Source organism: Streptomyces sp. NPDC048514, assembly GCF_043199955.1.
In the GTDB taxonomy this organism is placed as follows: Bacteria; Actinomycetota; Actinomycetes; order Streptomycetales; family Streptomycetaceae; genus Streptomyces.
The window spans coordinates 17,783-31,397 of sequence record NZ_JBICWT010000004.1 but is presented as its reverse complement, the minus strand read 5'-3'; the positions used below and the strand labels follow the sequence as shown (position 1 = coordinate 31,397).

At 72.0% G+C, this 13,615-nt stretch carries 13 protein-coding genes; 9 read left to right on the top strand and 4 right to left on the bottom strand.

From position 1 onward, the window contains the following. The first annotated feature begins 111 nt into the window (after positions 1 to 111). The 5 genes from ACGFT2_RS08975 (at position 112) to ACGFT2_RS08955 (ending at position 5,838) form a co-directional block, all read left to right on the top strand. Positions 112 to 1,671, top strand: a complete 1,560-nt coding sequence (locus tag ACGFT2_RS08975; protein WP_393276276.1) for an ABC transporter ATP-binding protein — start codon at positions 112 to 114, stop codon at positions 1,669 to 1,671. After that, positions 1,668 to 2,795 (top strand): ABC transporter permease, encoded by a 1,128-nt coding sequence (locus tag ACGFT2_RS08970; RefSeq protein WP_393275022.1) that lies wholly within the window; start codon positions 1,668 to 1,670, stop codon positions 2,793 to 2,795. The genes ACGFT2_RS08975 and ACGFT2_RS08970 overlap by 4 nt, the downstream gene beginning before the upstream one ends. Next, positions 2,792 to 4,078: an ABC transporter permease gene (locus ACGFT2_RS08965; protein WP_393275020.1), complete on the top strand. Its 1,287-nt coding sequence runs from the start codon at positions 2,792 to 2,794 to the stop codon at positions 4,076 to 4,078. The genes ACGFT2_RS08970 and ACGFT2_RS08965 overlap by 4 nt, the downstream gene beginning before the upstream one ends. Beyond that, the gene (locus ACGFT2_RS08960) at positions 4,075 to 4,482 is read left to right on the top strand and encodes a cytidine deaminase (protein WP_393275018.1); all 408 of its coding nucleotides are present in this window, start codon (positions 4,075 to 4,077) and stop codon (positions 4,480 to 4,482) included. The genes ACGFT2_RS08965 and ACGFT2_RS08960 overlap by 4 nt, the downstream gene beginning before the upstream one ends. A 78-nt stretch (positions 4,483 to 4,560) precedes the next feature. After that, positions 4,561 to 5,838, top strand: coding sequence for a thymidine phosphorylase (locus tag ACGFT2_RS08955; RefSeq protein ID WP_393276273.1), 1,278 nt, complete (start codon positions 4,561 to 4,563; stop codon positions 5,836 to 5,838). 98 nt (positions 5,839 to 5,936) lie between these two features. Here ACGFT2_RS08955 and ACGFT2_RS08950 read toward each other — a convergent pair whose 3' ends face one another. Next, a complete protein-coding gene (locus tag ACGFT2_RS08950) occupies positions 5,937 to 6,857 on the bottom strand; it encodes an AEC family transporter (protein ID WP_393275016.1) in 921 nt (306 codons plus the stop codon). A gap of 200 nt (positions 6,858 to 7,057) precedes the next feature. Between ACGFT2_RS08950 and ACGFT2_RS08945 the strand changes: the two genes are divergently transcribed. Beyond that, complete coding sequence (locus ACGFT2_RS08945; protein WP_393276270.1) at positions 7,058 to 7,444, top strand: STAS domain-containing protein; 387 nt, start codon at positions 7,058 to 7,060, stop codon at positions 7,442 to 7,444. On the opposite strand, the gene ACGFT2_RS08940 is transcribed toward ACGFT2_RS08945, so the two are convergent. After that, entirely contained in the window at positions 7,328 to 8,341 is a 1,014-nt protein-coding gene (locus ACGFT2_RS08940; RefSeq protein WP_393275014.1) for a sigma-70 family RNA polymerase sigma factor, read from the bottom strand. The two genes, ACGFT2_RS08945 and ACGFT2_RS08940, sit on opposite strands and share 117 nt — an antisense overlap. A 173-nt stretch (positions 8,342 to 8,514) precedes the next feature. Next, complete coding sequence (locus ACGFT2_RS08935) at positions 8,515 to 9,816, bottom strand: MFS transporter (RefSeq protein WP_393275012.1); 1,302 nt, start codon at positions 9,814 to 9,816, stop codon at positions 8,515 to 8,517. A 63-nt stretch (positions 9,817 to 9,879) separates the two neighbouring features. Between ACGFT2_RS08935 and ACGFT2_RS08930 the strand changes: the two genes are divergently transcribed. After that, positions 9,880 to 10,839, top strand: coding sequence for a LysR family transcriptional regulator (locus ACGFT2_RS08930; protein ID WP_393275010.1), 960 nt, complete (start codon positions 9,880 to 9,882; stop codon positions 10,837 to 10,839). A 114-nt stretch (positions 10,840 to 10,953) separates the two neighbouring features. Here ACGFT2_RS08930 and ACGFT2_RS08925 read toward each other — a convergent pair whose 3' ends face one another. After that, complete coding sequence (locus ACGFT2_RS08925; protein WP_393275008.1) at positions 10,954 to 11,715, bottom strand: prolyl oligopeptidase family serine peptidase; 762 nt, start codon at positions 11,713 to 11,715, stop codon at positions 10,954 to 10,956. Positions 11,716 to 11,837: 122 nt separating this feature from the next. Here ACGFT2_RS08925 and ACGFT2_RS08920 point away from each other — a divergent pair, with 122 nt between their 5' ends. Then, on the top strand, positions 11,838 to 13,025 hold the full coding sequence (locus ACGFT2_RS08920; RefSeq protein WP_393275006.1) for an adenosine deaminase: 1,188 nt from the start codon (positions 11,838 to 11,840) through the stop codon (positions 13,023 to 13,025). Between the two features lie 151 nt (positions 13,026 to 13,176). Next, entirely contained in the window at positions 13,177 to 13,560 is a 384-nt protein-coding gene (locus tag ACGFT2_RS08915; RefSeq protein ID WP_393275004.1) for an ATP-binding protein, read from the top strand. Positions 13,561 to 13,615 lie beyond the last annotated feature (55 nt).

The window sequence follows — 13,615 nt, the reverse complement described above, 5'->3', positions numbered from 1 at the left end:
GCCGAGCCATAACAATGTGTCAACTCTACGCGTGTAGCGTCGGGTTGCCGCGCTAGCGTCGCCGACGCCTGCCCCCTCCCCGCAGCCCCTTTTCCCCGAGGAGAGTGCGCCATCAACGCGTCCAGCCCTCCCGCTGCCGTCGAACTGCGCGGCATCACCAAGCGTTTCCCCGGCGTCGTCGCCAACCGCGACATCGACATCACGGTCCGCACGGGCACCGTCCACGCCCTGTGCGGCGAGAACGGCGCCGGCAAGTCCACCCTGATGAAGATCCTGTACGGCATGCAGCAGCCGGACGAGGGCACCATCACGGTGGGCGGTGAACAGGTCACCTTCCACAACCCCGGCGACGCCATCGCCCGCGGTATCGGCATGGTGCACCAGCACTTCATGCTCGCCGACAACCTCACCGTCCTGGAGAACGTGGCTCTGGGCGCGGAGAAGCTGCACGGCATCGGCGGCAGGGCCCGCGCCCGGATCAAGGAGATCTCCGACGCGTACGGCCTGAACGTCCGCCCCGACGTCCTCGTCGAGGAGCTGGGCGTCGCCGACCGCCAGCGCGTGGAGATCCTCAAGGTCCTCTACCGGGGCGCCAAGACCCTCATCCTGGACGAGCCCACCGCCGTCCTGGTGCCGCAGGAGGTCGACGCGCTCTTCGACAACCTGCGCGAGCTCAAGGCCGAGGGCCTCACCGTCATCTTCATCTCCCACAAGCTGGGCGAGGTGCTCTCCGTCGCCGACGAGATCACCGTCATCCGGCGCGGCACCACCGTCGGCACCGTCGAGCCCCGGGGCACCACCCCCAAGCAGCTCGCCGAGCTGATGGTCGGCAGCGAGCTGCCCACGCCGGAGACCGAGGAGTCCACCGTCACGGACGTCCCGATGCTGAAGGTGGACGGGCTGCACCTGTCGCAGACCGACCTGGACGGCATCGAGCGCATCATCCTCGACGAGGTCTCCCTCACCATCCACAAGGGCGAGGTCCTCGGCATCGCCGGTGTGGAGGGCAACGGCCAGTCCGAGCTGGTCGAGGCGATCATGGGCATGCGCCACCCCGACGCCGGCGTCATCACGCTCGACGGCACCGACATCTCCCGGGTGCCCACCCGCCACCGCCGCGAGGCGGGCATCGGCTACATCCCCGAGGACCGCCACCGCCACGGCCTGCTCCTGGAAGCGCCGCTGTGGGAGAACCGCATCCTCGGCCACGTCTCCGAGCGGCCCAACTCGCGCGGCGGACTGCTGGACACGAAGGCTGCCCGCGCCGACACCGAGCGGATCGTCCGGGAGTACGACGTCCGCACCCCCGGCATCGACGTGACCGCGGCCTCGCTGTCCGGCGGCAACCAGCAGAAGCTGATCGTCGGCCGCGAGATGAGCCACGCCCCCAAGCTGCTCATCGCCGCCCACCCCACCCGCGGCGTGGACGTCGGCGCCCAGGCGGCCATCTGGGACTACATCCGCGAGGCCCGCCGCGACGGCCTGGCCGTGCTGCTGATCTCCGCCGACCTGGACGAGCTGATCGGGCTCTCCGACACCCTGCGGGTCATGTACCGCGGCCGCCTGGTCGCCGACGCCGACCCCGCCACGATCACCCCCGAAGAGCTGGGCTCCGCCATGACGGGTGCGGCCACCGGCCACCTGGAGCACACAGAGGACGACGAGCGATGAAGAAGCTGACCTCACGGATCGACAAGGAGCGGCTGGCCCTCGGGATCGCCGCGCCGCTGCTGGCGGTCGTCGCCGCGCTCGTCGTCACCGCCCTGGTGATCCTCGCGACCGGCAAGAACCCCGGTGACGCCTTCAGCGACATGGTGACCTACGGCTTCGCCAGCGACAGCCAGGTCTACATCCTGAACAAGGCGACGACGTACTACCTGGCGGGTGTCGCGGTGGCCATCGGCTTCCGCATGAACCTGTTCAACATCGGCGTCGACGGCCAGTACCGGCTCGCCGCGTTCATCGCCGCCGTCCTCGGCGGGGCGCTCACCGTGCCCGGCTGGATCGCCATCCCGCTGATCATCGTCGCGGCCATGGTGACCGGCGCCCTGTGGGCCGCCATCGCCGGCATCCTCAAGGTGACCCGGGGCGTCAGCGAGGTCATCTCGACCATCATGCTGAACTCGATCGCCACCGCGATCATCGCCTACCTGCTGCAGCCCGGGAAGCTCGCCCGGCTGGAGCAGGGCGGCACCGTCGTCTCCACCAAGCCGCTGCCCTCGTCGTCGTACTTCTTCACGATCGACGCCGGCCCGGCCGGTCAGCTGTGGGGCTTCGTCGTCATCGCCGTGCTCGTCGGCGTCGCGTACTGGTTCGTGCTCGGCCGCACCCGGTTCGGCTTCGACCTGCGCACCGTCGGCCAGTCCGAGAGCGCGGCCGGCGCGAGCGGCGTGTCGGTGAAGAAGATGGTCGCCACCAGCATGATCATCTCGGGTGCGGTGGCCGGTCTGATCGGCATGCCGACCCTGCTCAACGACAGCCACGCGTTCAGCAACGACTTCCCGGCGGGCATCGGCTTCACCGGCATCGCCATCGCCCTGCTCGGCCGCAACAACCCGGTCGGCATAGCCCTCGGCGCCCTGCTCTGGGGCTTCCTGGAGCGCACCACCAACCACCTTGAGTTCCAGGGCTACGACAAGGAGATCCTCGGCGTCATCCAGGGCGTCATCGTCCTCTGCGTCGTGATCGCCTACGAGGTCGTACGACGCTACGGCCTCAAGCGCCAGCAGCAGAAGGTCGGCGCCGAACTCGCCGCCCAGGCCGCCGCGACGAAGAAGCAGGAGGTGGCGTCATGACCGCCACGATGACCGACGCGCCGCCGCCGGCGGCCCCCAAGGCGGGCAACGCCCCCAAGGGCTCCAACCGTTCCCTCGGCATGATCCTGCTGATCGTCGCCGGTGCGCTGCTGCTCGTGGCCGCGGTGCGCGTGATCACCGGAGCCAACCAGCTCGACTCCGCCGGCCAGGTCGCCGCCGCGCTCGGCCTCGCCGTGCCGATCGGCCTCGCCGGACTCGCCGGTCTGTGGTCCGAGCGGGCCGGCGTGGTCAACATCGGCCTCGAAGGCATGATGATCCTCGGCACCTTCGGCGCCGGCTGGATCGGCTGGCAGTCCAGCCCCTGGCTCGGTTTGGTGTGCGGCATCGGCTTCGGTGTCCTCGGCGGCCTGGTGCACGCCGTCGCCACCATCACCTTCGGCGTCGACCACATCGTCTCCGGTGTCGCGGTCAACCTGCTCGCGCTCGGTGCCACCCAGTACCTCGCCAAGCTGTTCTTCGCCGGCGGCAACGCCGCGGAGGCGGGCGGCAACCCCAAGCAGTCGCCGCCCGCGGACTCGCTGCCGGACGTCACCGTGCCCGGCCTCTCGGACGCCCTCTCCTCGCTCGAGCAGCACCACTGGTTCCTGGTCTCCGACATCGCCGGCGTCCTCGGCGGCCTGGTGACCAACCTGTCCGTGGTGACGATCATCGCCGTGCTGCTGTTCGTCGGCAGCTGGTGGCTGCTGTGGCGGACCCCGTTCGGTCTGCGGCTGCGCTCCTGCGGCGAGAACCCGATCGCCGCGGAGTCCCTCGGCGTCAACGTCTACCGCTACAAGTACGCGGCCGTGGCCGTCTCCGGCGGCCTCGCCGGCCTCGGCGGCGCCTTCCTCGCGCTGGTCACCTCCCACACCTACCTGGAGGGCCAGACCGGCGGCCGCGGCTACATCGGCCTCGCGGCGATGATCTTCGGCAACTGGCGTCCCGGCGGTCTGGCGATGGGCGCGGGCCTGTTCGGCTACTCCGACGCGCTGCAGCTGCGCAACGGCGGTGTGACCGTCCACGCGCTGCTCCTGCTGCTGGTCGTCCTGCTCGCGCTGCTGGCCGGCTGGAAGATGTACCGGAAGGCCATGTGGCAGGGCGTGATCAGCGCCGTCATGGCCGCCCTCGTCCTGGTCTGGTACCTGCTCACCGACGAGGTCCCGAGCGACTTCGTGGGCGCCACCCCGTACGTCGTCACGCTGCTCGTGCTGTCGCTGTCCGCGCAGCGCCTGCGGATGCCGAAGGCGGACGGCATGCGCTACCGCAAGGGCCAGGGCAAGTGACGGCCGCCCCGGACGCCGGGTTCGGCTGGGAGGCGCTGCGCGCCGAGGCGCGCGAGGCCATGAGCCACGCCTACGCCCCCTACTCGGGGTACCCGGTCGGCGCGGCGGCTCTGGTCGACGACGGGCGCACGGTCACCGGCTGCAACGTCGAGAACGCCTCCTACGGGCTCGGCCTGTGCGCCGAGTGCGGTCTCGTCTCGCAGTTGCAGCGCACCGGCGGTGGCCGGCTGACGCACTTCACCTGCGTGGACGGCACGGGCGCCCTGCTGGTGCCGTGCGGCCGCTGCCGCCAGCTGCTGTACGAGTTCGGCGGGCCCGGACTGCTGCTGGACACCCCCGCGGGCGTCCTCCCGCTCTCCGAGATGCTGCCTCAGGCCTTCGGCCCGGACCATCTCACCAAGTAAGTCCCGTACGGCCCCCCTGGCCCGCTCAGGGGGGCCGTGCACTTCGCACCTCCCGGAAGGAAGCCATCAGCCATGGCCATGGACGCCATCTCCGTCATCCGCAGCAAGCGGGACCGCGGCGAGCTGACCGACGAGCAGATCGACTGGGTCATCGACGCGTACACCCGTGGTGAGGTCGCCGACTACCAGATGGCCGCGCTCAACATGGCGATCCTGCTGAACGGCATGAACCGCCGCGAGATCGCCCGCTGGACGGCGGCCATGATCGCCTCCGGCGAGCGCATGGACTTCTCGGCGCTGTCCCGCCCGACGGCCGACAAGCACTCCACGGGTGGCGTCGGCGACAAGATCACGCTGCCCCTGGCGCCGCTCGTCGCCGCCTGCGGCGCGGCCGTGCCCCAGCTCTCCGGCCGCGGCCTCGGCCACACCGGCGGCACCCTGGACAAGCTGGAGTCGATCCCCGGCTGGCGCGCCCTGCTCTCCAACGAGGAGATGCTGCACGTCCTCGACACCACCGGCGCGGTGATCTGCGCGGCCGGCGACGGCCTGGCCCCCGCGGACAAGAAGCTGTACGCGCTGCGCGACGTCACCGGTACGGTCGAGGCGATCCCGCTGATCGCCTCCTCGATCATGTCGAAGAAGATCGCCGAGGGCACCGGCTCGCTGGTGCTCGACGTGAAGGTCGGCACCGGTGCCTTCATGAAGACGATCGAGGACGCCCGCGAACTGGCGTCCACGATGGTCGGACTCGGCACGGACCACGGTGTGAAGACGGTCGCGCTCCTGACGGACATGTCCACCCCGCTGGGTCTGACCGCGGGCAACGCCCTCGAGGTCCGCGAGTCGGTCGAGGTGCTGGCCGGCGGCGGCCCCGCGGACGTCGTGGAGCTGACGATCGCCCTGGCCCGCGAGATGCTCGACGCGGCCGGCATCAAGGACGCCGACCCCGCGAAGGCGCTGGCCGACGGCTCGGCGATGGACGTGTGGCGCCGGATGATCGCGGCGCAGGGCGGCGACCCGGACGCCGCGCTGCCCACCTCCAAGGAGCAGCACGTCGTCAAGGCCCCGTCCTCCGGTGTCCTCACCCGTCTGGACGCCTACGGCGTCGGTGTCGCCGCCTGGCGGCTGGGCGCCGGCCGCGCCCGCAAGGAGGACCCGGTGCAGGCCGGTGCGGGTGTCGAGCTGCACGCCAAGCCGGGCGACACGGTGACCGAGGGCCAGCCCCTCCTCACCCTGCACACCGACACCCCCGAGCGCTTCGACTACGCGCTCCGGGCGGTGGCCGACTCGTACGACATCGCGGCCCCGGGCACGGACTTCCAGGCCACCCCGGTGGTGCGGGAACGTATCGCCTGACCTGCACTTCCCTCTGTCGGGCGAACGGGACCGGTGGACCTCCACCGGTCCCGTCCGCCCGGAGACACCGCCGGGTTCCCCGTCGACCGGCCCGGGCGTCAGCCCAGTACCGCCGTCACCCCCACCAGGACCGGTACCGAGACGATCGTCGACAGCAGGACCGACTCGCGGGCCAGGGATTCGGCGACCCGGTAGCTGCTGGCGTACGTGAAGAGGTTCTGGGCCGCGGGCAGGGCCGAGGTGACGACCACGTCCAGCAGGGAGGCGCCGCGCAGGCCGAACGCGGTCGTGGCCAGGATCCAGGCGACCAGCGGCTGGCCCAGTGCCTTGAGCGCGACCGACAGCAGGACCGGCCGCCGCTCGCGCCCCCGGCCTGGGACCGCGCTGCCGTGCAGGGACATGCCGAAGGCCAGCAGGGCTGCCGGGACGGACATGTTGCCGATCAGGGTGAGCGGGTCCATGACCGGCCCGGGAACGCGCCAGGCCGCCGCCGACACCACCACCCCGGACAGGGACCCCACGGCGATCGGATTGCGCAGCGGGGTCAGCAGGCGCCGCCACACCGTGCCCTTCTCGCCTCCGCCGGACAGGTCCAGGACCGTGAGGGCGACGGGGGTGACCAGCACGACCTGGAAGAGCAGCACCGGCGCCACCAGGGAAGCGTCGCCCAGCACGTACGCGGCGATCGGGATCCCGAGGTTGCCCGAGTTGACGTAACCCGAGCACAGGGCGCCGATCGTCGTACGGCCCACGCCCCAGCGCCGTAGCACGCCGACCGTCACGAAGGCGCCGCAGACCGCCGCCGTGCTCAGGGCGGTGACGAGCAGCCGGCCGGAGAAGAGGACCGAGAGGTCGGCCTCGGCGAGGGTGGTGAAGAGGAGCGCCGGGCCGGCCACGGTGAAGGCCAGCCTCGTCAGCACCTCCCGGGCCTGTTCGCCGAGCGTCCCGCGCCGCCCCAGCACATAGCCCAGCCCGATGACCACCGCGATCACCGCGAACCCGCTCAGCACCCCCGCCACGACCCCCACCCTCCGGCGTGGGAGGCGGGCCGGTCAATGTGATCTTCGACGACCTCGGCGGGCGGAGGGAGGTCACCGGGCGGAGCGGCAGATCCGGGCCCACGGTCCTGGCCCGGTCCCGGGCGACGAGTTCCGGCCCGGTGCCGGGCGACGAGTTCCGGCCCGGTCCCGGGCGACGAGTCCCGGCCCGGTCCCGGGCGATGAGTTCCGCCCGCCCCGCCGGTCTACCGCACGTGGATGCCAGGACTCCCGCCGTGCTCGTGCTGCCCGGCCCCGTCAGTCGTGACCGGGTGCCGGGGCTGTGCGCCGACGTACGCGCCCTGCTGGAGGGCGGTGAGAGCGAGGTCGTGGTGTGCGACGTGGGCGGTCTCGGGCCGCCGGGGCTCGGCGCCGTGGACCTGCTGGCCAGGCTGCAGCTGGCCGCCCGCCGGAGCGGCGGGCGGATACGGCTGCGGGACCCGGATCCCGCGCTACACGCCCTTCTCGACCTCGTCGGACTCCGCTTCCAGGTGGAGGGGCAGCCCGAAGAGGGGGAACCAGCGCTGGGTGTCGAGGAAGCAGTGGAATCCGGTGATCCGGCCTTCTGACAGCTCCAGCACCTGCACCGCCCACGGGCTGAACCCGCCGCCCTCCGGGTCCGGCTTGTAGTGCGCGAAGCCCGGCAGGCCGTTGGCCCGGACCGGCAGCAGCCGGGACCCGGCGCAGGAGGCGCCGATGGTGGTCATGAAGCCGGTGATGTCGGCGGTGCCCCGCAGCCACAGGTCGAACGGCGGCATCGTCATGACGGCGTCCTCGTGCAGCAGCGCCGTCAGGGCCGTCATGTCGTAGCCCTCGAAGGCCTTGACGTACCGCTCCAGGAGCTTCTGCTGCTCCTCGTCGAGCGGGTCGGACACGGCGCCCTCGCCACCCGAGTCCCCGCGCTCGGCGAGTGTGGCCCTGGCCCGCTGCAACGCGCTGTTGACCGAGGCGACCGAGGTGTCGAGCAGCTCGGCGACCTCGCTGGCCTTCCACGCCAGCACCTCGCGCAGGATCAGCACCGCCCGCTGCTTGGGTGGCAGCTGCTGCAGGGCCGCCATGAAGGCCAGCCGGATCGACTCCTTGGCGACCGCCGCCTCCGCCGGGTCCTGCACCGTCGGCAGCACGCGTGCGTCCGGCATCGGCTCCAGCCAGATGCTGTCCGGGCGGGGCGAGAGCGCCGCCCGGGCGAGCGGGGTGGCCTCGGTCAGGTCCATCGGGCGGGCCCGCTTGCCGCCCGCCGTCAGCATGTCCAGGCATACGTTCGTCGCGATCCGGTACAGCCAGGAGCGCAGCGAGGAACGGCCCTCGAACTTGGCGTAGCTCCGCCAGGCCCGCACCAGGGTGTCCTGCACCGCGTCCTCGGCCTCGAAGGAGGAACCGAGCATCCGGTAGCAGTACCCGGTCAACTCGGTCCGGTGCTTCTCCAGTGCGACGTCCAGGTCCGCCGTCGCCGTGCTGTTGCCCATCGTCCACCCACCCCTGTGGCCGTTCTGTCCGCGCGCCGTCGCGCCCCAGCACTTGGGAAGCTACCGCAGCCCACTGACAACGGCCCCCCGACTGGGGAAAGGGCCAGCTCGGAGTGGTTGCTTCGCGGACCCGCCCGGAGCGCGCCGACCACCGGGCGCCCCCGGCCGCCGGCTCAGTGCGCCGCGACCGGTTCCCGGCGGGCCGCCACCCGGGCAGCCCGCGAACCGAGGACGGTGATCGACACGACGCCGAGGACCGCGAGCAGGCCGACGCCGACCGTGCCGGTCCAGCCGTTCGCGTGGAAGGCCGTCGCGCCGACCGTGCTGCCGGCGCTGGAGCCGATGTAGTACGCGGACTGGTAGAGCGCCGAGGCCTGGGCGCGGCCGTGCGTGGCCGTCTTGCTGACCGCCGAGGAGGCGACCGCGTGCCCGGCGAAGAAGCCCGCCGTGATCAGGACCAGGCCCAGCAGCACCAGGGGCAGCGAGGGGGCCAGCGACAGCAGCAGCCCCGCCGCGGTGGTGCCGCCGGCCAGGTACAGCGCGCCCCGGCGGCCCAGGCGGCCCACCAGACGGCCGGCCGTGGACGCCGACACCGTACCCACCAGGTAGACCAGGAAGATCGAGCCCACGATGCCCTGCGGCAGGCCGAACGGCGCCTCCGTGAGGCGATAGCCGATCACCGTGTACACGCCGCCGAACACCGTCATGAACAGCGCGCCGATCGCGTACAGGCGGCGCAGCAGCGGGTCGGAGAGGTGGTCGCGGACCGTGCCGAGCAGGACGCGCGGGCGCAGCGAGCCCGCCCTGAAGTGCTGCGGCGCCGGCAGCAGCAGCCGGAACGCCACCGCGCACCCGACCGCGAGGACGCCGATCACACCGACCGAGACCCGCCAGCCCCACTCCTGGGCCACCCAGCCGGTGATCACGCGACCGCTCATGCCGCCGACGCTGTTGCCCGCGACGAACAGGCCGATCGCGGTGACCAGCGCCTTCGGCCGGACCTCCTCGGCCAGGTACGCCGTCGCCGAGGCCGGCAGTCCGGCCAGCGCCGCGCCCTGGACCGCTCGCAGCACCACCAGTGCGCCGATCGACGGTGCGAAGGGCACCAGCATCCCGACCGTGACCGCGACGGCCAGCGAGGCCGTCATCACCGTACGGCGTCCGAAGCGCTCCGACAGGGCGCTCATGGGCAGGACGAAGAGGGCCAGTCCGCCGGTCGCGGCCGCCACGGTCCAGCTGGCCTCGCTCGCCGCCACCCCGAACTCGCCGGAGATCAGCGGCAGCAGCGCCTGCGTGGAGTACAGGAGGGCGAAGGTCGCGACGCCGGCGAGGAAGAGGGCGAAGCTCATCCGGCGGTAACCGGGGCCGCCCGGAGTCAGCCGGGTGTCGGACGCGGACGCGGCCGGGGAGTCGGAGGAGGGGAGGGGCGGGACGGCGTCCACGGTGGTGGACGCCCCGGTACTGGCGGGAGACATGCTTCGACCGTAGGGACGCACCCTCTCATCCGTCCAATGCATGGAATCGCCATAATCGTTCCCATGGTGCATCAGCAGAGGTCACAGGAGCGGCTGTCACCATCCGGTGACACAGAAGACATGGCCGAGATGTCGAGGCTGCTCGCGCCCCGGCTCGCCAACTTCGTGGGCGTGGCCCGTACCGAGCACGTCACCCGGGCCGCCCACGAGATGAACGTCCCCCAGTCCACCCTGTCGCGCGCGATGGCCCGCCTGGAGCAGGACCTGGGCGTCGACCTGTTCGCCCGCCACGGTCGCACGGTCTCCCTGACCACCGCGGGCCGGACCTTCCTCGCCTCCGTCGAGCGGGCCCTGGCCGAGGTCGAACGCGCAGTCGAGGAGGTCCGCGCGGACGCCGACCCGGCCACCGGCAAGGTCGCCTTCGGTTTCCTGCACACCATGGGCGCGGAGACCGTGCCGGGCCTGCTGCACGCCTTCCGCGCCGACCATCCGCGCGTGCGCTTCAGCCTGGTCCAGAACTACGGCGAGGCGATGCTGGAGCGGCTGCGCGCGGGCGAGCTGGACCTCTGCCTGACCTCCCCGGTGCCGGACGCCCCCGACCTGGTCGCCCGGCGTCTGGACGAACAGAAGCTCCGCCTGGTCGTCCCCGCCGACCACCCCCTGGCCGGCCGTCGCCGCATCCGCCTGGCCGAGGCGGCCGAGGAGACCTTCGTCACCCTGGAGCCGGGCTACGGTCTCCGGCGCATCACCGACGATCTGTGCCGCCAGGCGGGTTTCCGCCCGAAGGTCGCCTTCGAGGGCGAGGAGGCGGAGACGCTCAGGGGGCTGGTGGCGGCGGGGCTCGGCGTCGCTCTCCTGCCGCCTCCGACCGTGCCGAGACCGGGGGTCGTGGAGCTGACGGTCACCGCCCCCAGGGCGGCCCGGGAGATCGGGGTCGCCTGGCTGGCCGACCGCCCGGACACGCCCCCGGTGGCCGCCTTCAAGAGGTTCCTGCTCTCCAGAAGGGGCAATCTGCTGCCCTGAGGGGCTCGGCCCCGCGCCGAGGCCCGGCGGCGGCCCGTACGGGACTCCTGCCCGCCCCACCCGCCGCACCGCCCGCTGCCCTACCGCTTCAGCGGCTTGCCGCACCTGCGTGCCCTACCAACTCAGCGACTTGCCGAACCCCGCGGCCAACGGCATCCGGAGCCCGATCGGCGGCGGCGCGGCCAGCGCGTCCTCCACCGGCCGGGACAGGGGGCGCCCGAACAACGCCCCCATCACGAAGTCCGCCGACAGGCAGTGCACTTCGTCCCGGTGGCCGTGCAGCCCGTGGCCGTCGGAATGCACCTCGAACCGGCACACCTCCCGATTCGCCTTCTTCGCCCGCGCGGCGAACCGGAACGACAGTTCGGGATCGGTGCGTTCGTCATTGGTGCCGTGCACGATCAGCACCCGCCGCCCCACCAGCTGTTTCACCGGCTCGGCGGGAGCGGCGACGTCGTCCTCCGGCAGCCAGGGGGCCAGCGCGACGACGGAGTTGACCGCCTCGTGCCCGCCCGCGCGCAGCGCCGCCCGGCCGCCCATGTCCACGCCGACCAGACACACCGGAACGTCCCCGTACCGGCGTACGACCTCGTCGGCGGCCCACTCGGCGTCCGCCGCCAGATGGGCCTCGCCGCCGTTCCAGCCCCGGTAGCGGTAGTGCACGGTGTGGACCGCCAGCCCTTCCTCGCGGCCGGCGCGGGCGATGCGGCGGCCCAGGGAGCGCACGACGGCCGCCGCCCAGACGGGGGACGGCCTGCGAGCGGAGACCTCCTCACCACCGGGGAGCAGCAGCACCGCTCCGCCGACCGACGCCGGCTCCGGGCCGACTGCCTTTCCCAGCCCGGCCGTTCGGGCCGGCGTCACTTGCTGTCCCATGACAGAACAGTGTCAGAAGGCGCGGTGTACCAAACCCGTACGTGCGGTCACCGTTGCGTATCGGCGGAAAAGTCTCCCGCGTACCCCGGGTGCTCTACGCGCGTAGGCAGTAGAGTGCGGAAATGACGAGCCAGACTGCACCGACCGGGTCCGTCCCGGCGGCCGTGCCGGCGCACGCTCCGACGCCGGACCAGATCCGCCGCGCGCCCAAGGTTCTGCTGCACGATCACCTCGACGGCGGGCTGCGCCCGGCCACCGTCGTCGAACTCGCCCGGGACAACGGCTACTCGGAGCTTCCCGAGAGCGACCCGGAAAAGCTGGGGATCTGGTTCCGCGAGGCCGCCGACTCCGGCTCGCTGGAACGGTACCTGGAGACCTTCGGCCACACCGTCGGCGTGATGCAGTCCCGCGAGGCGCTGATCCGGGTCGCCCGCGAGTGCGCCGAGGATCTCGCCCGGGACGGGGTCGTCTACGCCGAGGTGCGGTACGCGCCCGAGCAGCACCTCGAAGGCGGACTGACCCTGGAGCAGGTGGTCGGGGCCGTGAACGAGGGGTTCCGGCAGGGCGAGCGACTCGCCCGGGAGGACGGCCACCGGATCCGGGTCGGCGCGCTGCTGACCGCCATGCGGCACGCGGCCCGCTCCCTGGAGATCGCCGAACTCGCCAACCGCCACCGGGACTCCGGCGTGGTCGGCTTCGACATCGCCGGCGCCGAGGCCGGTTATCCGCCCACCCGGCACCTCGACGCCTTCGAGTACCTCAAACGCGAGAACAACCACTTCACCATCCATGCCGGTGAGGCCTTCGGGCTGCCGTCCATCTGGCAGGCGCTGCAGTGGTGCGGTGCCGACCGGCTCGGGCACGGCGTGCGCATCATCGACGACATCGAGGTCCGCGAGGACGGCTCGGTCCAGCTCGGCCGGCTCGCCTCGTACGTCCGTGACAAGCGGATCCCGCTGGAGCTGTGCCCCAGCTCCAACCTCCAGACCGGGGCCGCGCGCTCCTACGCCGAGCACCCCGTCGGGCTGCTGCGCCGGCTGCACTTCCGGGCCACTGTGAACACCGACAACCGGCTGATGTCGCACACCACGATGAGCCGGGAATTCGAGCACCTCGTCGAGGCGTTCGGCTACACGCTCGACGACATGCAGTGGTTCTCCGTCAATGCGATGAAATCAGCGTTCATTCCTTTCGATGAACGGCTCGCGATGATCAATGACGTGATCAAGCCCGGATATGCCGAGCTGAAATCCGAATGGCTGTTCCAGCAGACGGCCTCTACCAGCGGTTCTGGCGGCCAGCAGGGCTAGTCTCCGAGTGATCCGCGGTACGAGATGCGGGCGCGCTTTCACAGGGCGTCCGCATTTCGGTGTTTGCGGGGGGTGGCCCGGGATGTTTACGGTCGTGGACCGCTCAGATCTTTTTCTGTTCCCCGTCTCCGCATTCAAGGACGCATTCGCCATGAAGCAGTCTGTCGCCAAGACCCTCGGTGTCGCCGCCCTCGGTGCCGCCTTCGCCGCCGCAGGTGCGGGCATGGCCACCGCGGCCCCGGCCGTCCCGAACTCCGCGCAGACCCTGGACACCGTCACCAAGGCGCTGCCGCCCTCCCAGATCGTCCAGGCGCTGCCCGACAGCGGCGCGCTGAAGCAGGCCAAGCCGGTCGCCGCCAAGGGTGCCGAGGCCGCGATGCCGGCCGTCGGAAAGGGCCTTGCGGCCGCCCGGCCGGTCGCCGAGAGCGTCATCGCCGAGGGCCCGACCAAGCCGGTCGCGGGCCTCCTGGGCGGACGGCCGCTGAAGGGCCTGCCCACCCACGGCCTGCCGGTGAACGGGATCCCGGTCGGCTGATCCCGGCCTCCAGCGACGCCGTCGGGGCGCCCCGGTCCGTCCGGGAGCGCCCCGG

What these genes read in the sequence shown, in the direction of transcription:
- ACGFT2_RS08970 (WP_393275022.1), top strand. Translation starts at nt 1,668, where the DNA reads ATGAAGAAGCTGACCTCACGGATCGACAAGGAGCGGCTGGCCCTCGGG.
- ACGFT2_RS08965 (WP_393275020.1), top strand. Translation starts at nt 2,792, where the DNA reads ATGACCGCCACGATGACCGACGCGCCGCCGCCGGCGGCCCCCAAGGCG.
- ACGFT2_RS08955 (WP_393276273.1), top strand. Translation starts at nt 4,561, where the DNA reads ATGGACGCCATCTCCGTCATCCGCAGCAAGCGGGACCGCGGCGAGCTG.
- ACGFT2_RS08930 (WP_393275010.1), top strand. Translation starts at nt 9,880, where the DNA reads ATGGTGCATCAGCAGAGGTCACAGGAGCGGCTGTCACCATCCGGTGAC.
- ACGFT2_RS08920 (WP_393275006.1), top strand. Translation starts at nt 11,838, where the DNA reads ATGACGAGCCAGACTGCACCGACCGGGTCCGTCCCGGCGGCCGTGCCG.
- ACGFT2_RS08945 (WP_393276270.1), top strand. Translation starts at nt 7,058, where the DNA reads ATGAGTTCCGCCCGCCCCGCCGGTCTACCGCACGTGGATGCCAGGACT.
- ACGFT2_RS08925 (WP_393275008.1), bottom strand. Translation starts at nt 11,715, where the DNA reads ATGGGACAGCAAGTGACGCCGGCCCGAACGGCCGGGCTGGGAAAGGCA.
- ACGFT2_RS08915 (WP_393275004.1), top strand. Translation starts at nt 13,177, where the DNA reads ATGAAGCAGTCTGTCGCCAAGACCCTCGGTGTCGCCGCCCTCGGTGCC.
- ACGFT2_RS08940 (WP_393275014.1), bottom strand. Translation starts at nt 8,341, where the DNA reads ATGGGCAACAGCACGGCGACGGCGGACCTGGACGTCGCACTGGAGAAG.
- ACGFT2_RS08935 (WP_393275012.1), bottom strand. Translation starts at nt 9,816, where the DNA reads ATGTCTCCCGCCAGTACCGGGGCGTCCACCACCGTGGACGCCGTCCCG.